We start from the raw sequence: 19,282 nt of genomic DNA on the forward strand, positions 1-19,282 counted from the left end.
GCCGTTGAGCCGTTGACAGTGTGACCCACGGCCACCGGCGCTCGGCCGGTACAATCGCGCGATGTCCGAATTGCTCACTTACGGCGGCCTGTTCGCCGTGTCGATGGTCGCCGCGACCCTGTTGCCGCTCCAGTCCGAAGCCGTGCTCGCCGGCCTGCTCCTCGCCGAGCGCGAACCCGTGTGGGCGCTGGTGCTCGTCGCGAGCATCGGCAACGTCGCCGGCTCCGCGATCAACTGGGCGCTCGGGCGCGGCATCGAGCATTTCCGCGACCGCCGCTGGTTTCCGGTCAAGCCGTCCGCGCTCGCGCGCGCCGAGCGCTGGTATGCGCGCTACGGCCGCTGGTCGCTGCTGCTGAGCTGGGCGCCGGTGATCGGCGATCCGCTGACGATGATCGCCGGCGTGCTGCGCGAGCCGCTGCCGACCTTTCTCGCAATCGTCACGATCGCGAAGGTCGGTCGTTATCTGGCGGTCGCGTGGCTCGTGACGGTCTGACGCGGCCTTTCCTCCGCCGACGGCGCCTGCTCGCGCCACCACCGGCTTCGCATCGCTAAAGAATTCGCCAAAGCTGCCGTATTCCTTACGATGTGCGGTGACGCGTGCGTTCCGCCCCTCTCCCTCCCCACTCAGGATGCCGTATGAGATTGACCCAATTGGGCCGGGTGAGCGTCGGCGCGCGCCTTGCCGCGCTGGCGTGCGCGCTCGTTGCACTGCTGTTCACCGTTTTCGCTTGGGCGCTCGCCCATTTTGCCAGCCAACAACTCGCGGACGAGGCGCACGCGCGAATCGCCGACAAGGAGCAGTCGATCCGTGCGATGGTCGAGATGTTCGACAAGGCGCTGTCGGCCGAAGCCAGTCGCTCGATGTCGCTGTTCGCGAGTTTCCTCCCCGCCGATTTCTCGCTCGACCCGGCGCGCACCGTCGACATCGGCGGCGTTGCCGCGCCCACGCTTTCCGCGGGCGGCCAGCCGCTCGACCTCGATTACTCGATTCCCGACCAGTTCCTGAAGAAAAGCGGCGCGATCGCGACGATCTTCGCGCGCGACGGCGACGATTTCGTGCGCATCACGACGTCGCTGAAGAAACAGGACGGGGCACGCGCGGTCGGCACGCGCCTCGATCGCGCGAGCCCCGCGTACGCGCCGCTCGTCGCCGGGCGCAGCTACACGGGCCTCGCCAAACTGTTCGGCCGGTCGTACATCACGCAGTACAAGCCGGTCACCGACGCAACCGGCCGCGTGATCGGCGCACTGTTCGTCGGTCTCGACGTCGGCGCCGAGCTGCAAGTCGTCCAGGACGGCATCCGTGCGTTGAAGGTCGGCGAGAACGGCTACTACTTCGTGCTCGACGCATCGCCGGGCGCATCGCGCGGCACCCTCGTCGTCCATCCCGACGCAGCCGGCCAGCGCGCCGACGACTCGCGCGCGCCGTACACGCAGATGCTCGCGGCCGGCCAGGGCCGGCTCGCGTATACGTCGGCCGACCCGGCCGCGCACGACAGCCAGCCAACCGCGAAATTCGTGTCGTTCACGACGATTCCGCAGTGGCAGTGGCTGGTCGGCGGCATCGCGGTCGACGACGAACTGCTCGCCGGCATGCGCACCCTCCGCGACCGCTTCCTGATGATCGCAGCCGTGCTCGTCGCGGCGTTCGCGGCGCTGTTCGTCGTCGTCGTGAAGCGCGTCGTGAGCCGGCCGCTCGACGCGGCGGCACGTGCTTCCGAACGCTACGCGGCGGGCGACCTCAGCGTGCGGATCCGCGACGGCGAGGCGGCACGCAGTGCCGCGGGCAACGACGAGATCGGCCGGCTCGTGCAGGCAGTCGACGGGATCGGCGACGGCCTGGCGCGGATCGTCGCACAGGTACGCAGCGGCTCGGCCGGCATCGCGCGCGGCATGGTCGGCATCGCGGCCGGCAGCGGTAACATCGCCGCGCGGATCGCGACGCAGGCGAGCAGCGTCGAACAGACGGCGGCCAGCATGGAGCAGATCACGGCCGCCGTGCAGCAGAACGCCGAGCACGCGGCGCAAGCGAACGCGCTGGTCGCGAACGCATCGGCCGCCGCGACCGACGGCGACGCGGCAGTACAGCGCGTGGTCGCGACGATGGACGAAATCGGCCGTGCAACGCGCCGGATCGCCGAAATCACGAGCGCGATCGAAGGCATCGCATTCCAGACCAACATCCTGGCGCTGAACGCAGCCGTCGAGGCCGCCCGCGCGGGCGAGCACGGCAAGGGCTTCGCGGTGGTCGCGGCCGAAGTGCGCGCGCTCGCGCAGCGCAGCGCGGCCGCGGTCAAGGAAATCGACGCGCTGAGCGCCGAATCGTCGACGACCGTCGAACAGGGTTACCGAATCGCCGACGCGGCGCGCGGCACGATGCGCGACATCGTCGCCCGCGTCGATCAGGTCCGCACGCTGATCGGCGAGATCAGCGCCGCGTCGCGAGAGCAATCGGCCGGTATCGAGCAGGTGAACCAGGCCGTTACGCAGATCGGGGAGGCCACGCAGCAGAATGCGACGCTGATCTCGGATGCAGAACGCGCGGCCGTCGCACTGCGCGACCAGGCCGCGCAACTGTCGGAAGCCGTCAGCGTGTTCCGGCTCGAGCGCGACGCATGAGCGTCGACCGGCGGCGAGCGGTGGCCGCTCGCTGCCTACTTCTTCTCCCCCGCCAGGTCGATCGCCTTGTCCGATCCGACCGCATTGCGCAACTGGAACTTCTGGATCTTGCCGGTCGACGTCTTCGGCAGCTCGCCGAAGCGCACGGCCTTCGGCACCTTGAAGCCCGCGAGCAGTTGCCGGCAGTGCGCGACGATTTCCTCCTCGGTCGCGCTCGCGCCTTCGCGCAGCTCGACGAACGCACACGGCACCTCGCCCCATTTCGGGTCGGGCATCGCAACGACAGCCGCAACGGCGACGGCCGGATGCCGGTACAGCGCGTCCTCGACCTCGATGCTCGAGATGTTCTCGCCGCCCGAAATGATGATGTCCTTGCGACGGTCCTTGATGCGGATATAGCCGTCCGGCGTCAGCACGCCGAGATCGCCCGTATGAAACCAGCCGCCGTGGAACGCCTCGTCGGTCGCCTTCGGGTTCTTCAGGTAGCCCTTCATGCAGATGTTGCCGCGGAACATGATCTCGCCGAGCGTCTCGCCGTCGGCCGGCACCGGCGCCATCGTGTCGGGATCGAGCACCGTCGCGCCCGCTTCGAGGTGGTAGCGCACGCCCTGGCGCGCATTGAGCCGCGCGCGCTCTTCATCGGAAAGTTCTTCCCAGTGCGACTGCTTCGCGCACACGGTCGCCGGGCCGTAAACCTCGGTCAGCCCGTACACGTGCAGCAGGTCGAAGCCGATTTCCTTCATCTTCGCGATCACGGCCGGTGCAGGCGCCGCGCCCGCGACCATCGCGTGCACCGTGTGGTCGATCCCTTCGCGGAATTCGGCCGGCGCGTTCGCGATCGCGCTCTGCACGATCGGCGCGCCGCAATAGTGCGTGATGCGTTCGCGGCGAATCAGGTCGAACACGGTCTTCGCGTCGAACTTGCGCAGGCACACATTCACGCCGGCGCGCGCCGCGACGGCCCACGGGAAGCACCAGCCGTTGCAGTGGAACATCGGCAGCGTCCACAGATACACCGCGTGCTTCGGCATGTCCCATTCGAGGAGGTTGCTGATCGCCGCCAGATACGCGCCGCGATGGTGGTAGACCACGCCCTTCGGATCGCCGGTCGTGCCGGACGTATAGTTCAGCGCAATCGCGTCCCATTCGTCGGCGGGCGGCGTCCATGCGTAGTCGGCATCGCCGCCGGCGACGAACGCTTCATAGTCGGTCGCGCCCGCGAACCGGTCGGGATCGGCCGGCATCGCATCGGCCACGCTGACGATCTTCAGGCCCGGCACTTCGAGCGCCGCGCGATGCGCGAGCTCCGCGTATTCGGTATCGACGATCAGCACCTTCGCCTCGCCGTGACGCAGCATGAACAGCACCGACGGCACGTCGAGCCGCGTGTTGATCGTGTTCAGCACGGCGCCGGCCATCGGCACGCCGAAGTGCGCCTCGACCATCGCCGGGATGTTCGGCAGCATCGCCGCGACGGTGTCGCCGCGCTCGACGCCGGCCTGCGCGAGCGCGCTCGCCAACTGCTTCGCGCGCGCGTAGGTCTCGCCCCACGTGCGCCGCACGTCGCCGTGCACGATCGCGAGGCGCTCGCCGTAGACCTCGGCCGTCCGGACCAGGAAGTCGATCGGCGTGAGCGGTACGTAATTGGCATCGCGGCGGCCGAGCCCGGCCTCGAACATCTGCGTCATGATCCTGTCTCCCGTGTTCTGTCGACCGGTGTGCATGCACCCCGGATCGTTTTGATGTGGTTCAATTGCCGACAGCCTAACCGGCGTTATTGTGAGCCGTCTGTCATCGAAACGACAGAGTGCCTTTCGAGCGCTGCGCGTTATCCCTAACCTCGCAAACCCGCACCCATGCACGCCCCCCTCGTTGCGCCGCCCGGCGCGGCCGCCCACCCGGCCGACGCGCTTCCCGAAGCGGGCCCGCTGCCGCCGCTGTCGACGCTGTTCGGCCAGTGCGCGTGGTTCCGCACGCTCGCGCCCGAACACCAGGCGCTGGTGCTCGCGCAGTCGCGCGTCGAGCAGTGCGAGGCCGGCGACGTGATCGCGCACCGGCTCGCGCCGTCCGAATACTGGATCGGCGTGCATCGCGGGCTGCTGAAGCTGGCGATCTTCAACGCATCGGGGCGCGGCTGCACGTTTTCCGGCGTGCCGTCGGGCGGCTGGTTCGGCGAAGGCAGCGTGATCAAGCGCGAGCTGCGCAAGTACGAGGTCGTCGCGATCCAGCGTTCGACCGTGCTGTTCGTGCCGGTCGACACGTTCCATGCGCTGCTCGACACGAGCCTGCCGTTCACGCGCTTCGTGATCCACCAGTTGAACAACCGGATGGGCGAATTCATCGCGTCGATCCAGAACAGCCGGCTGCTCGACGTCGATGCACGCGTCGCGCAGTCGCTCGCGCAGCTCTTCAACCCGGACCTGTACCCGGACACCGGCCCGTCGCTGTCGATCTCGCAGGAGGAACTGGGGATGCTCGTCGGCGTGTCGCGGCAGCGGATCAACCAGGCGCTGCAGCAACTCGAGAAACTCGGCGCGCTGCGGCTCGCGTACAACCAGATCGACGTCGTCGATCTGGGTGCGCTCGCGCGCGTCGGGATGGAGCAGATCTGAGCGCGGCGCGATGAACGAAACCGTCGCCGGCATGACGTACGCTGACGTTGCCGCGGCCGCTCGCGGATCGCAGCACGCTCACGCATTTCGTCAGCAGAATCGGCCGACGTCGACCGCGCCCCGACCTGACGATTCCGCCAGTTTCGCGACAGTAACCCGTTCCATGCCGACGCCTATCATTCGGGTTCCCTTCACCGACGCCTGATCACCGCCTGACCCGCTGCCTCCATGTGGATTGTCAATCTCGCGCTCAGGCGCCCCTACACGTTCATCGTCATGGCCATCATGATCGTGCTGGCCACCCCGCTTGCGCTGATGCGCACGCCGGTCGACGTGCTGCCCGCGATCAACATCCCCGTGATCAGCGTGATCTGGAATTACGGCGGCTTCTCCGCGACGGAGATGACGAACCGCATCACGGCCGTCCATGAACGGATCCTGACGACGACCGTCAACAACATCCAGCATGTCGAGTCGACGTCGCTGCCCGGCATCGCGGTCGTGAAGGTGTTCCTGCAGCCCGGCGCGAACGTGCAGACGGCGATTGCGCAGACGGTGTCGTCCGCGCAGGCGATCGTGCGGCAGATGCCGCAGGGCGCGACGCCGCCGCTCGTGATCACCTATTCCGCGTCGAGCATCCCGGTGATCCAGCTCGGGCTGTCGAGCACGACGCTCAGCGAACAGTCGCTCGCCGACATCGCGCTCAACTTCCTGCGCCCGCAGCTGATCACGGTTCCGGGCGTGCAGATCCCGTTTCCGTACGGCGGCCGCACGCGCGTGGTCGCGATCGATCTCGATCCGCAGGCGCTGCTCGCGAAGGGGCTCACGCCGGCCGACATCGTCAACGCGGTCAACGCGCAGAACCTCGTGCTGCCGACCGGCACCGCGAAGATGGGCCAGACCGAGTACCGGATCGACACCAACGCGTCGGCCGACACGATCGCGGACATCAGCCGCCTGCCGATCCAGACCGTCGGCGGCGCGACGACCTACCTGAACGAGGTCGCGGCGGTACGCGACGGCTTCGCGCCGCAGACCAACGTGGTGCGCCAGAACGGCCAGCGCGGCGTGCTGGTGTCGATCCTGAAAAGCGGCGACGCGTCAACGCTCAAGGTCGTGTCGGACCTGAAGGCGCTGCTGCCGAAGGTGATCCCGACGCTGCCCGAAGGGCTCACGATCACGCCGCTGTTCGACCAGTCGGTGTTCGTCAACGCGGCCGTGCAAGGCGTGATCCACGAGGCGCTGATCGCCGCCGTGCTGACCGCGATGATGATCCTGCTGTTCCTCGGCAACTGGCGCAGCACGCTGATCATCGCGATCTCGATTCCGCTGTCGATCTTCACGTCGCTGATCGCGCTGTCGGCGCTCGGCGAGACCATCAACATCATGACGCTCGGCGGGCTCGCGCTCGCGGTCGGGATCCTGGTCGACGACGCGACCGTCACGATCGAGAACATCGAGCGGCACCTGCATCTCGGCATGCGCCGGGCCGCCCCAAGCGTGACGAGCGCCCCCCTCGGGGGGCAGCGACCGAAGGGAGCGTGGGGGTCGTCGTTCGGCACGGACCTGCACGAGGCGATCCTCGAAGGCGCCGGCGAGATCGCGGTGCCCGCGTTCGTGTCGACGCTGTGCATCTGCATCGTGTTCGTGCCGATGTTCTTCCTGACGGGCGTCGCGCGCTACCTGTTCGTGCCGCTCGCGGAAGCCGTCGTGTTCGCGATGCTCGCGTCGTACGTGCTGTCGCGCACGCTCGTGCCGACGCTCGCGATGCTGCTGTTCCGCCCGCAGCAGGCGAGCACCGGCCCCGACCATGCGACGTCGCGTTTCGCGCGCGTGCATCATGCGTTCAACAACGCGTTCGAGGGGCTGCGCGCGTGGTACATCGTGCTGCTCAGCATGCTGCTCGTGCGCCGCCGCTTCTACGCGATGTGCTTCCTCGGCTTCTGCGTGCTGTCGACGGGCCTCGTGTTCGCGCTCGGCCGCGACTTCTTCCCGAACGCCGATTCCGGCAACATCCGGCTGCACATGCGCGCGCCGACCGGCTACCGGATCGAGGAAACCGCGCGCCTCGCCGACCGGGTCGAGCGAGTGATCCGCGAAGTCGTGCCGCCCGACGAGCTCGGCGCGATCGTCGACAACCTCGGCCTGCCCGTGAGCGGCATCAACCTGTCGTACAGCAATGCCGGCACGATCGGCACGCTCGACGGCGAGCTGCTGATCGCGCTGAAGCCCGGCCACCGCGCGACCCAGCATTACGTGCAGACGCTGCGCAAGCTGCTGCCCGAACGCTTCCCGGGCGTCGAATTCTTCTTCCAGCCGTCGGACATCATCACGCAGATCCTCAACTTCGGTCAGCCGGCCGCGATCGACGTGCAGGTGCTCGGCAACGATCTCGCGAGTAACATGACTATCGCGAGCAACCTGATGAAAAAGGTCAGGCAAATCCCCGGCGCCGTCGACGTGCATGTGCTGCAACGCAACGACGAGCCGACCCTGCTGGCCGACATGGATCGTACGCGCATGCAGCAGCTCAATCTCTCCGCGCAGAACGTCGCGCAGAACATGCTGATCTCGCTGTCCGGCAGTTCGCAGACGACGCCGTCGTTCTGGATCAACCCGAAATCGGGCGTCCAGTACCCGCTGCAGATCCAGACCCCGCAATACAGCATCTCGTCGGTCGACGACCTGCTCGGCACGCCGATCTCGGCGAGCGGCCGCACGGGCATGCCGCTGCAGCTGCTCGGCAACCTCGTGCAGGTGCGCACCGCCGCGAATCCGGCCGTGATCACGCATTACAACATCCGCCCGGCGATCGACCTGTACGTGAGCGTCGAGGGCCGCGACCTCGGCTCGGTCGCGGGCGAGATCGACCGCATCGTGTCCGACATGCGCGCGAGCCTGCCGCGCGGCACCGACCTGACGATGCGCGGCCAGATCGAGACGATGCGCACGTCGTATATCGGCCTCGGCGCGGGCGTCGCGATGGCGATCGTGCTCGTCTACCTGCTGATCGTCGTCAATTTCCAGTCGTGGCTCGACCCGCTGATCATCATCAGCGCGATGCCCGCCGCGCTCGCCGGCATCGCGTGGATGCTGTTCATCACCGGCACGCACCTGAGCGTGCCCGCGCTGACCGGCGCGATCATGACGGTGGGCGTCGCGACCGCGAACAGCATTCTCGTCGTGTCGTTCGCGCGCCAGCGGCTCGCGGCCGGCGCGCCGCCGCTCACGGCCGCGCTGGAGGCCGGCGCGACGCGGATCCGGCCGGTGCTGATGACGGCGCTCGCGATGATCATCGGGATGGTGCCGATGGCGCTCGGTCTCGGCGAAGGCGCCGAGCAGAACGCGCCGCTCGGCCGCGCGGTGATCGGCGGTCTGCTGTTCGCGACCGTTTCGACTTTGCTGTTCGTGCCGCTCGTGTTCGGCGGCGTGCATTCGCGGCTGGCCCGCCGGCGCGCGCGCCAGGCCGGACACTGACTTTCGCCTAAAGACCCGGTCAATTCATGGAAGAGAAACATCACAGCTCCGTCGGCATCCAGGTGGATGAACACGGCATGCACCTGCCGACGCGCACGTCGGTGTCGCGGCGCGGGCGAATCGTATTGATCGTGATCGGCGTGCTGCTGGCCGCCGGCGCCGCGCGCACGATCGTCGTCAACGTGCTGAACCGCAACCGGCTCGACGCGATCGCCGAGCAGAACACGCGCCAGTACGTGAACGTCGTGCGCCCGGCCGACGCGGCCACCGGCGGCAAGCTCACGCTGCCCGGCACGCTGCGCGGCTTCGTCGAGGCGCCGATCTACGCGCGCGCGAGCGGCTATGTGCTGCGCTGGCAGGCCGACATCGGCGCGCACGTGAAGCAGGGGCAAGTGCTCGCCGAACTCGACACGCCCGAACTGAACCAGGAACTCGCGCAGGCCACCGCGCAGCGCCAGCAGGCGCAGGCGGCGCTCGCGCTCGCGAAGACGTCGTTCGACCGCGCGCAGCAGTTGCGCCAGCGCGATGCGGTGTCGCAGCAGGAACTCGACGATCGGCAAGGCTCATTCAACCAGGGCACCGCGAACCTCGCCGCGGCCGATGCGAACATGCGCCGGCTCACCGAGCTGAAGGGCTTCCAGCGGATCGTCGCGCCGATCGACGGGATCGTCACGCAGCGCAACGTCGACGTCGGCGATCTCGTCGGCTCCGGCAACGCGGGCCGCTCGCTGTTCACGGTCGTTCAGGCCGACCGGCTGCGCCTCTACGTGCAGGTGCCGCAGGCCTACGCGCAGCAGGTGAAGGTCGGCCAGCACGTGAGCGTCGCGCAGGCCGAGCTGCCGGGCCGGACCTTCGACGGCACGATCACGCGCACGTCCGAGGCGATCGATGTCGCGACGCGCTCGCTGCAGATCGAGATCACGCTGCCGAACCCGGATGCACGGCTGCTGCCCGGCGCGTACGTGCAGGCGACGCTGCCGATGACGCCGGTCGGCCGCCTGCAGATCCCGGCCAATACGTTGCTGTTCCGCGCCGAAGGCCCGACCGTCGCGACCGTCGATGCAAACGGCCAGGTCCGCCTGAAACCGGTGACGGTCGTGCGCACGATCGGGCAGACGCTCGAAGTCGACGGGCCGCTCACGCCGAACGACCGCCTCGTCGCGAACCCGAGCGACGCGCTCGCGAACGGCGACCCGGTCGTCGTGTCGACGCCGGCGGCCAAACCCGCATCGGCCGTCGCGGGAGCGAAGTCGTGATCGCGAAACGCGCCCGCGTGCGGCCCGCGGCGCTCGCCGCCGTCATCGCGGCAGCCGCCCTCGCCGGCTGCGCGGTCGGCCCCGACTACCGGCGCCCGGCCGTCGATACGCCGGCCGCATGGCGGCTCGACCCGGCCGACGCGTACTGGCACCCGGCCGAGCCGGCCCGCGCGCCGCTCGATCCCGCGTGGTGGACCGCGTTCGGCGATCCGCAGCTCGACGCGCTCGAGACCGACGCACTGCGCAACAACCAGAACCTGAAGGCCGTCGCCGCGCGCTACGACCAGGCGAAGGCCACGCTCGCATCGGTCGCGTCCGCGCAGTATCCGGCGGTCGGCCTGAACGCGAGCGGCCAGCGCTTCAAGATTTCCGCCGACCGGCCGCGGACCAACTACGCGACGCAAAGCACGTCGACCGTGCAGAACGACATCCAGGTCGGCGCAAGCGTCAGCTACGAACTCGACCTGTTCGGCCGCGTGCGGCGCAGCGTCGAATCCGCGCAGGCGAGCACCGAGCAGGCACACGACGATTTCGCGAACGCACGCCTCGTGCTGACCGCCGATCTCGCGTCGAGCTATTTCGCGCTGCGCGAGTTCGACAGCGAGATCGACGTCGTCAAGCGTTCGATCGACCTGCAGCAAAAGGCGCTCGACTACGTGAGCGCGCGCCACGAACTCGGCGCGGTATCGGGCCTCGACCTGCTGCAGCAGCGCTCGCAGCTCGACGCGACGCGCACGCAGTTGCAGTTGCTGATCCAGCAGCGCACCCAGGTCGAAACCGCGATCGCGACGCTGGTCGGCACGCCGGCGCCCGGATTCTCGCTGCCGCCGCGCGTGGTGCCGATCAACGCGCCCGCGCTGCCGACCGGCATGCCGAGCGACCTGCTGCAGCGGCGCCCCGACGTCGCGTCGGCCGAGCGCGCGATGGCGGCTGCGAACGCGCAGATCGGCGTCGCGCGCGCCGCGTATTTCCCGCGCATCACGCTGTCGCCGGACATCGGCTGGGATGCGACCCGCTTCGCGGGCCTGTTCACCGTGCCGGCGCTGCTGTGGTCGGTCGGCGCGTCGGTCAGCCAGCCGCTGTTCGAAGGCGGCAAGCTGAAGGCCGGCGTCGATTTCGCGCAGGCCGGTTATGCCGCCGCGCAGGCCAGCTACCGGCAGACCGTGCTTACCGCGTTCCAGGAGGTGCAGAATGCGGTGACGGGCCTGTCGGTGCTGGCCGATGCCGCGCAGCAGGCAGCGGCGGCCGTCGACGACGCGCGCAAGCTCGTGTCGCTCGCGCAGGACCGCTACGCGGGCGGCCTGACGCCGTTCATCGACGTGCTGACGGCCCAGCAGCAACTGCTGACGAGCGAGCGCCAGGCCGTGCAGATCCAGGGCCAGCGCGCGGCGCTCGTCGTCTTTCTCGCGAAGGCGCTCGGCGGCGGCTGGGACGGCCCCGCTCCGTCCGACGTCGCGGCAGCCGGCGCGCAGCGCACCGCGGGCGTCGCCCCTTAACCCGATTAGGCGGAAAACCAACATGAAAGTCCTGATCGTCGAAGACGAACCGAAAGTCGTCGAATACCTGAAGAGCGGCCTGACCGAGGAAGGCTGGGTCGTCGACACCGCGCTCGACGGCGAGGACGGCGCGTGGAAGGCCGTCGAATTCGACTACGACGTGGTCGTGCTCGACGTGATGCTGCCGAAGCTCGACGGCTTCGGCGTGCTGCGCGCGTTGCGCGCACAGAAGCAGACGCCCGTCATCATGCTGACCGCGCGCGACCGCGTCGACGACCGCGTGCGCGGGCTGCGCGGCGGCGCCGACGACTACCTGACCAAGCCCTTCTCGTTCCTCGAACTGATCGAACGGCTGCGCGCGCTGACGCGCCGCGCACGCGTGCAGGAATCGACGCTGATCTCGATCGGCGACTTGCGCGTCGACCTGATCGGCCGCCGCGCGACCCGCGACGGCACGCGCCTCGACCTGACCGCGCAGGAATTCCAGTTGCTCGGCGTGCTCGCGCGGCGCAGCGGCGAGGTGCTGTCGAAGACGACGATCGCCGAACTCGTGTGGGACGTGAACTTCGACAGCAACGCGAACGTCGTCGAAACCGCAATCAAGCGCCTGCGCGCGAAACTCGACGGCCCGTTCGCGGACAAGCTGCTCCACACGATCCGCGGGATGGGTTACGTGCTCGAGGCGCGCGAGGAAGGCGACACCGAGAGGTCCGCATGAAACGCTCGATCGTCCTGCGGCTGTCGGCGATGTTCGGCATCGTGTCGCTGCTCGTGTTCACGCTGGTCGGCTGCGGGCTGTTCGTGATGATGGAGCGCCAGCTGTTCGCCGAGCTGCGCGCGACGCTCGATACGCGCGCGAAGGTCGCCGAGATGATCGTGTCGCATGCGACGACGGCCGCGCGCGGGCGGCTCATGCAGGAAAAGCTGGCCGACCTCGAACCGCCGGACGGCTCGACGCACTACCAGGTCGACAGCACGAACCCGACATTCCGCTTCGGTACGCCGGTCAACGGCGTGCCCGTCGAGCCGCCGTTCGGCGCGTTCCAGCGTTACGCGCTGAACAACAGCAGCTACCACGTGATGACGAAGACCGTCACGGTGGCCGGCAGCGGCGAACGGCCGACACTGAAGCTGATCGTCGCCAGCTCGTGCGAGCGAACGCAGCGGATGCTGCGCCGCTTCGGCTTGACGCTCGCCGCGCTGATCGCCACGGCCACCGTCATCGCGCTGCTGCTGAGCCGCGCGGTCGCGCGCTTCGGGCTCGCGCCGCTCGACCGGCTGTCGCAGGATGCATCGGCGATCAGCCTCGCGAACCGCCGCCAGCGGCTGCAGACCGACGCGCTGCCGGCCGAGCTGCGCGACCTCGCCACCTCGTTCAACGGCGCGCTCGAACGCATCCAGCAAACCTACGCGCGGCTCGAAGCGTTCAACGCGGACGTCGCGCACGAGCTGCGCACGCCGGTCAGCATCCTGATCGGCCAGACCCAGGTCGCGCTGACGAGCCGCGACCGCTCGGTCGACCGGATGCGCCAGACGCTGCAGTCGAACCTCGAGGAATTCGAGCGGCTGCGCGTGATCATCAACGACATGCTGTTCCTGTCGCGCAGCGATCGCGGCGAACGCGCGACCGACCTGAAGGACGTGTCGCTTGCCGACGAGGTGCGGCGCATGCTCGACTTCCTCGAAATCCCGCTCGACGAAGCGCAACTGCGCGCCGAACTGCATGGCGATGCGCGCGCGGCCGTCGATCCGTCGCTGTTCCGCCGCGCGATGACGAACCTGCTGATCAACGCGATCCAGCATTCGGCGCCCGGCGCGACGGTGAACGTGACGATCGCGCGCCGCGACACGCTCGTCGAGATGGCCGTCTCGAACCCCGGCGAGCCGATCGATCCCGTGCAGCGGTCGCACGTGTTCGAACGCTTCTACCGGCTCGAGGAAGCGCGTGCGAACAGCAAGGAAAACCACGGGCTCGGGCTGTCGATCGTCAAGGCCGTGGCCGAGATGCACGGCGGCAGCGTGTTCGTCGCGTGTTCGGGCGGCATCAATACGTTCGGCTTCTCGGTGTCGACGCAACCCTGCGCGGGCGGCCCGCTGCGCCCGGTCGATGCAGCCGATACAACCGATTCCGCCGGCGCGGCCGATCCGCACGCCACGCGGCCGGCGCACGCGCCGCGCGCGTTGCACTGACGGCGGCCGCGCGCCGCCGAGGGCAGTTTTCTTCAATACGGGCCAGTGCGGCTCCCGTAGTCTCGATGCGACTTTAGACATTTCGCATGGAGACACCTGATGAACATGCTGGTTTCGATGGCTGCGTTCGCGCTCGCCTCGTCGATCACCCCCGGTCCCGTCAACATCGTCGCGCTCAGCGCCGGCGCACGGCACGGCCTCGGCGCGAGCCTGCGCTATGCGGCCGGCGCGACGCTCGGCTTCGTCGCGCTGTTCCTGCTGATCGGCCTCGGCCTGCACGCGGCGCTCGTGCGCTGGCCCGTGCTGACGACCGCCACGCAGTGGTCGGGAATCGCGTTCCTGCTCTATATGGCGCTGCGGCTCGCGCTCGACGACGGCCAACTGTCGGCCGACCCTGACGTGGCCGGCCCGTCGGCGGCGGCCGGCGCGGCGATGCAGTGGCTGAATCCGAAGGCGTGGCTCGCAAGCGTGGCCGCGATGGGCGCGTATGCGGCCGATGGCGACCGCGCGCAGGTCTGGTTATTCGCCGCGCTGTATCTGGTGATCTGTTTCGCGTCGATCGCGTGCTGGGGATATGCGGGCGCGTCGCTGCGGCACCGGCTCGCGAACGCGCGACGCATGCGCGTGTTCAACCGGTTGATGGCATTGCTGCTCGCGGGCAGCGCGCTGTTTCTGCTGGACGTCTAGCCGGCCGGCTCGCGAATCAGGCACTTCGGCGCATCGACGGCGCAAGCGCACTCCGCGCTCCGCGCGCTGCCGTTCAGCTCATCGCGCTACGGTACTGCCCGGGCGTCGCGGCCGCGATCCGCCTGAATGCACGCTGGAAATGCGCCTGGTCCGCGAAGCCCGCGTCGAGCGCGACCTCGGCGATCGACCGGCCGCGGCGCAGCTCCGTGCGGCCGTACTGCACGCGGCGATCGATCAGGAAAGCATGCGGCGTCATCCCGTAGCGCGCGTTGAAAGCGCGGATCAGGTACGACGGCGACAGGTCGGCCGCCGCGCAGATCGCATCGAGCGTGACGCCCTCGCGGCAATGCGCGGCGATGTAGTCGGCCGCACGCGCGAGCTTCGCGTTGTCGTCCGAGGGCCGCATGCCGGGCAGCTCGCGATCGAGCGCGCCGTGCAGTTGCGTGAAGAATTCGACCGCCGCGCTCTCCTTGCCGAGCGGATCGATGCCGGGCGACACGAGCGTGCGGTAGAAGCCGCCAAATTGCGCGAACAGATCGCGCCGCTCCGTCAACTTCGGCGAAAACCCGTGAAAATCGCTGTTCGGATCGCGGCCCAGCGAATGCTGCAGCCGCGCGAGCCATGGAACGTCGACGTAGACCATCCGGTACGCCCATGCGTCGGTGCCGTACGGATTGCACGCGTGCACCTGCTCCGGATCGATGATCACGAGCACGCCGCGCCCGACATGCGCGTTCGTCGCACCGTTCACGTAGGTGCTCGTGCCGCCGACGATCGCGCCCAGCGAAAACGTGTCGTGCGTGTGCTTCACGTAGCAGATCGCGCGCCCGTCGTCGACGGTGCGCGCCTCGATGAACGGCAGCGCGGCGTCGCGCCAGAACGGCGACGGTACGGCGGATCGGTTGACGGGACGGCTCACGCGGCGGGCTCCTGGTTCGAACGGCGAACGCTCACCGTACAAGAGTGCGCGGGACGATGCAACCGGCGGCTTGCAGCTTCGACGCCGGATCGCGCCGTTTCGCCTAAGCTTTGAATTCCGGCCGCCGCGACACGCGCGGCGGTTCCCGTTTACTCCTCTCCCGTCACGTCACGCTCATGCACATCGATCTGAAAGGCAAGACCGCGGTCGTCACCGCCTCCACCGCCGGCATCGGGCTCGCGATCGCCGAAGGGCTCGCGCGCGCCGGCGCGCGCGTCGTCGTCAACGGCCGCAGCGACACATCGGTGCAGTCCGCGCTCGCGCAACTGCGCGCCGCCGTGCCCGGCGCGAGCCTCGATGGCGTCGCCGCCGACCTGTCCGACGCGGCCGGCGTCGCGCGCGTCACGCAGCACACGCCCGATGCGGACATCCTCGTCAACAACGCGGGCATCTACGGCCTGAAGGCGTTCTTCGACATCGACGACGCCGAATGGGAACATTACTTCCAGATGAACGTGATGTCCGGCGTGCGGCTTTCGCGGCATTACTTGAAGGGGATGATCGAGCGCAATGCCGGGCGCGTCGTGTTCATTTCGTCGGAATCGGGCCTGAACATCCCGGTCGACATGATTCATTACGGGTTCACGAAAACCGCGCAACTGTCGATCGCGCGCGGCCTCGCGAAGCTCGCGGCCGGCACCCATGTGACCGTCAACTCGGTGCTGCCGGGGCCGACGCTGTCGGAAGGCGTGCGCGCGCTGCTGAAGAAAACGGCCGACGAAACGGGCCGCAGTGTCGAGGACGTGGCCGTGGATTTCGTGCGCGATCATCGCTCGAGCTCGATCATCCAGCGGCCCGCGACGCCCGAGGAAGTCGCGAACCTGGTGGTGTACGTGTGCTCGCCGCAGGCTTCGGCGACCACGGGTGCGGCGTTGCGCGTCGACGGCGGCGTGGTCGACACGCTCGCCTGACCGCTCACGCGCGGCGCTCGCCGCCGCGCTAGCGCGAAGCGGCTTTGTCCGGCTGGAGCGTGCCCTTGCGGTCGGCGTCCATGCAGGTATCGAAGCCGTACTGCGTGACGACGCCGGCCTTGTCGAATACGACGAAGTAAGGCCGGTGATCGTTGCCGTGCTCGATGAAGTAGTTGTAGCAGACGCCGCTGCCGTTGCGGACCATCCATACGCTGCGCGGGTTGCCGCCGGCGCGGACGACATCGGCGCGCGTCGCGCCATGCCGCGATGCGGCCCGCGCGAGCGGCGTGCGCGAATACGAGAACGGTAGCCACGAGTCGAACCACGCGCAGCCGTGCAACATCAGGCAGCCTGCAGCCAGGGACAGCGCCGCCGCGGGACGGGACATCGGAATCAATCGCATGCTTGGAGAAATCTGCTGCGCCATGCCGGCGTGATCGAAAGCCCCATGCTACTCGACCTTTGGGTCCGGATCGAAAAGAAATGTAGAGATCCGTATCCGAACCGCTGCGTTGCATGCCCTCGCGCCAGCCGGATCATTGCCGACCGTTGCGGCCGGCGCATGCTTGCACGCGCATCCATCCCGTCGCGCCGATGCATGGAATCGGCGCGACGGCGAGCCTCGTCACGCGATCCATTCGGCCCACAGCATCGTCAGCACCGTCATCAGCGCGGGGCCGACGAACAGCCCGATCAGGCCGAACGTCTCGGCGCCGCCGAGGATGCCGAACAGCACGAGCACGAACGGCAACCGCGCCGAACTGCCGATCAGCACCGGCCGCACGAAATGCTCGGCGACGAACACGACGACGAAACCGAGCACCGCCACCACCACGGCCCACATGGTCGCGCCCTGCACGAACAGCCAGAGCGCCGCGCCGCAGAACACGATCGGCGCGCAGAACGGCAGCATCGCGGCAATCGCCGTGACGAGGCCGAGCAGCGCCGCATGCGGGACGCCCGCCAACGCATAGGCGATGCCGAGCAGCGCCCCCTCGCCGAGCCCGACGACGACGAGCCCCGTCACCGTGCCGTACACGGCCTTGACCATCCGGTCGATCAGTTCCGCGCCGTTGCGGCCGAACGCGCGCTGCGCGCCCTGCAGCAAGGCGCCCGACAGCTTGTGGCCGGCGCGCAGGATCACGAACAGCGTGACGAGCATGAAGCCGAATTCGAGCAGCGCATGCGCGAGCTTCGTGCCGAACAGCCGGCCGAACGCGAGGAATTTCTCGCCGTTGGCGCCGTGCATCGCGCTGGCCGCATGCAGCGGATGACCGAGATTGGCCTGCCACCATTCGGTGATCTGCGCCGAACCGTAAGGCAGCCGGCTGACGACGTCGGGCAGCGGAATGCCGTTGTCCTGGATCGTACGCAGCCACTCGCGCAGGTCGTGCGCCTGCCCGATCGCCTGGATTGCCGCGACGGCGATCGGCAGCACGACGAGCAGCGAGATCGCCGCCGTGATGACGACCGCGTTGACCGTTGGCCGGTTGCGGAACAGCCGGTGCGATTCGAAGCGTTTCAGCAGCGGCCACATCGCTATGGCGATCACGCAGGCCCACGCGATGGCGGGAATGAAGTCGCGGATCACCCACAGCGCGAGCACCAGCAGCGCCGCATACAGCGCGACGCGGGCGATCTGCTGCGCGCGCGACGGTGCGGCGGACTCGTGAGACGACGGGACATGTGCGTCCATGGCACCTCTGTCGAAATGGAAAAATGGCGGTTCGCGCAGGCAACCGGCCTGCACGAACCGCCATTCTATCCATCGCCACCGGATCGGCGGCGCGCGTCCTGCGCGGGCCGCCCCGGCGCTACGTCGCCGCGCCCGCTCAGGCCACCTTGTCGGCGACCCGGTAACGCTCGAGCCAGTGCGCGTACGGCGCGGGCAGCGTCCACGACGGGCGCTCGACGCCGAGCTGCTTCGCCGCGTAGTACGGCCAGTGCGGATCGGCCAGATGCGCGCGGCCGACCATCACGAGATCGAGCTGTTCTTCCACAACCACGCGGTTCGCCAGTTGCGGCGTGTCGATCCCCCACGCGGACGACACCGGCAGCCCGGCCTCGCGGCGCACGCGCGCGGCGATTGGCGCGAGGAACGCCGGGCCCCACGGAATCTGCGCGTCGGGCGTCGTGAAGCCGACCGACACGCTCAGCATGTCGAGCCCTTCCTGCTTCATCCGTTGCGTGAGCGCGATCGACTCGGCGAGCGTCTCTTCGTCGCGGCCGTCGTATTCGATCACGCCCAGGCGTGCCGTCAGCGGCAGATGCTCGGGCCATACCTTGCGGACGGCCGCGAGCGTCTCGACGAGGAAGCGGCCGCGGTTCTCGGCCGAACCGCCGTATTCGTCGTCGCGACGGTTCGAATGCACCGAGAAGAAGCTCTGGCCGAGATAGCCGTGCGCGAAGTGCAGTTCGAGCCATTCGAAGCCCAGGTCGCGCGCACGCTTCGCCGCTGCGACGAAGTCGGCCTGCACGCGGGCGATGTCGTCGTGCGTCATTTCGCGCGGCACCTTCGGCAGGTGCGCACCGAACGGCAGGGCCGACGGCGCGATGGTCTGCCAGCCGCGCGGATCGCCGTCGACGATATGGTCGTCGCCTTCCCACGGACGGTTCGCGCTCGCCTTGCGGCCCGCGTGCGCGATCTGGATGCCGGGCACCGCGCCCGCCGCCTTGATCGCCGCGACCGACGGCGCGAACGCTTCGGCCTGCGCATCGTTCCACAACCCCGCGCAGCCCGGCGTGATGCGCCCTTCCGGCGACACGGCCGTCGCCTCCGCGATCACGAGGCCCGCACCGCCGCGCGCGATGCCGGCCAGATGCACGCGATGCCAGTCGTTGACGACGCCGTCTTCGGCGACGTACTGGCACATCGGCGGCACCGCGATACGGTTGCGCAGCGTGACATCCTTGAGCTTGAACGGTTCGAACAGGGCAGACATCCACGGCTCCTTTGCTTGGCTCTGCAAAACGACTGGGAATTCGCCGCGCGACGCGCACGGCGGAACGATTCGGGCCGTCGACGGGCCGGCTGCGCCCGGCGACGGATACGGAA

The 19,282-nt window shown here is 68.7% G+C and carries 15 protein-coding genes; 10 read left to right on the plus strand and 5 right to left on the minus strand.

Annotated elements, in window-relative coordinates; genetic code table 11:
* Positions 1-61 precede the first annotated feature (61 nt).
* Positions 62-493 (plus strand): YqaA family protein, encoded by a 432-nt coding sequence (locus tag ABD05_RS29050; protein WP_047903378.1) that lies wholly within the window; start codon positions 62-64, stop codon positions 491-493.
* A 143-nt stretch (positions 494-636) separates the two neighbouring features.
* Positions 637-2,619, plus strand: coding sequence for a methyl-accepting chemotaxis protein (locus tag ABD05_RS29055; RefSeq protein WP_047903379.1), 1,983 nt, complete (start codon positions 637-639; stop codon positions 2,617-2,619).
* Positions 2,620-2,654: 35 nt separating this feature from the next.
* Here the strand turns inward: ABD05_RS29055 and ABD05_RS29060 are convergent, their stop codons facing one another.
* Positions 2,655-4,307 carry an acyl-CoA synthetase gene (locus ABD05_RS29060; RefSeq protein WP_047903380.1) on the minus strand — a complete coding sequence of 551 codons (1,653 nt, stop codon included), beginning with the start codon at positions 4,305-4,307 and terminating at the stop codon, positions 2,655-2,657.
* Between the two features lie 168 nt (positions 4,308-4,475).
* On the opposite strand from ABD05_RS29060, the gene ABD05_RS29065 reads away from it, so the two are divergent.
* From ABD05_RS29065 to ABD05_RS29095, 7 genes are all read left to right on the plus strand, one after another.
* Positions 4,476-5,231 (plus strand): Crp/Fnr family transcriptional regulator, encoded by a 756-nt coding sequence (locus ABD05_RS29065; RefSeq protein ID WP_047903381.1) that lies wholly within the window; start codon positions 4,476-4,478, stop codon positions 5,229-5,231.
* Between the two features lie 228 nt (positions 5,232-5,459).
* The gene (locus tag ABD05_RS29070) at positions 5,460-8,708 is read left to right on the plus strand and encodes an efflux RND transporter permease subunit (RefSeq protein WP_047903382.1); all 3,249 of its coding nucleotides are present in this window, start codon (positions 5,460-5,462) and stop codon (positions 8,706-8,708) included.
* Between the two features lie 26 nt (positions 8,709-8,734).
* Complete coding sequence (locus tag ABD05_RS29075) at positions 8,735-9,964, plus strand: efflux RND transporter periplasmic adaptor subunit (RefSeq protein WP_047903383.1); 1,230 nt, start codon at positions 8,735-8,737, stop codon at positions 9,962-9,964.
* Entirely contained in the window at positions 9,961-11,460 is a 1,500-nt protein-coding gene (locus ABD05_RS29080; RefSeq protein WP_047903384.1) for an efflux transporter outer membrane subunit, read from the plus strand. Before ABD05_RS29075 ends, ABD05_RS29080 begins: the two co-directional genes overlap by 4 nt.
* A 22-nt stretch (positions 11,461-11,482) precedes the next feature.
* Complete coding sequence (locus ABD05_RS29085) at positions 11,483-12,178, plus strand: heavy metal response regulator transcription factor (RefSeq protein ID WP_047903385.1); 696 nt, start codon at positions 11,483-11,485, stop codon at positions 12,176-12,178.
* Positions 12,175-13,650, plus strand: coding sequence for a heavy metal sensor histidine kinase (locus ABD05_RS29090; protein ID WP_047903386.1), 1,476 nt, complete (start codon positions 12,175-12,177; stop codon positions 13,648-13,650). Before ABD05_RS29085 ends, ABD05_RS29090 begins: the two co-directional genes overlap by 4 nt.
* 99 nt (positions 13,651-13,749) lie before the next feature.
* The gene (locus ABD05_RS29095; RefSeq protein WP_047903387.1) at positions 13,750-14,337 is read left to right on the plus strand and encodes a LysE family translocator; all 588 of its coding nucleotides are present in this window, start codon (positions 13,750-13,752) and stop codon (positions 14,335-14,337) included.
* A gap of 73 nt (positions 14,338-14,410) precedes the next feature.
* On the opposite strand, the gene ABD05_RS29100 is transcribed toward ABD05_RS29095, so the two are convergent.
* A complete protein-coding gene (locus ABD05_RS29100) occupies positions 14,411-15,256 on the minus strand; it encodes an AraC family transcriptional regulator (RefSeq protein ID WP_047903388.1) in 846 nt (281 codons plus the stop codon).
* Between the two features lie 176 nt (positions 15,257-15,432).
* Here ABD05_RS29100 and ABD05_RS29105 point away from each other — a divergent pair, with 176 nt between their 5' ends.
* Positions 15,433-16,227, plus strand: a complete 795-nt coding sequence (locus ABD05_RS29105) for an SDR family NAD(P)-dependent oxidoreductase (RefSeq protein WP_047903389.1) — start codon at positions 15,433-15,435, stop codon at positions 16,225-16,227.
* Between the two features lie 28 nt (positions 16,228-16,255).
* On the opposite strand, the gene ABD05_RS29110 is transcribed toward ABD05_RS29105, so the two are convergent.
* The 3 genes from ABD05_RS29110 to ABD05_RS29120 form a co-directional block, all read right to left on the minus strand.
* Positions 16,256-16,630, minus strand: a complete 375-nt coding sequence (locus ABD05_RS29110; protein WP_047903390.1) for a hypothetical protein — start codon at positions 16,628-16,630, stop codon at positions 16,256-16,258.
* A 222-nt stretch (positions 16,631-16,852) separates the two neighbouring features.
* Positions 16,853-17,923, minus strand: a complete 1,071-nt coding sequence (locus tag ABD05_RS29115; RefSeq protein WP_047903391.1) for an AI-2E family transporter — start codon at positions 17,921-17,923, stop codon at positions 16,853-16,855.
* Between the two features lie 136 nt (positions 17,924-18,059).
* Positions 18,060-19,169: an NADH:flavin oxidoreductase/NADH oxidase gene (locus ABD05_RS29120; RefSeq protein ID WP_047903392.1), complete on the minus strand. Its 1,110-nt coding sequence runs from the start codon at positions 19,167-19,169 to the stop codon at positions 18,060-18,062.
* Positions 19,170-19,282: the final 113 nt, after the last annotated feature.

Origin of the sequence: Burkholderia pyrrocinia (genome assembly GCF_001028665.1) — a bacterium.
Taxonomy (GTDB): Bacteria; Pseudomonadota; Gammaproteobacteria; order Burkholderiales; family Burkholderiaceae; genus Burkholderia; species Burkholderia pyrrocinia.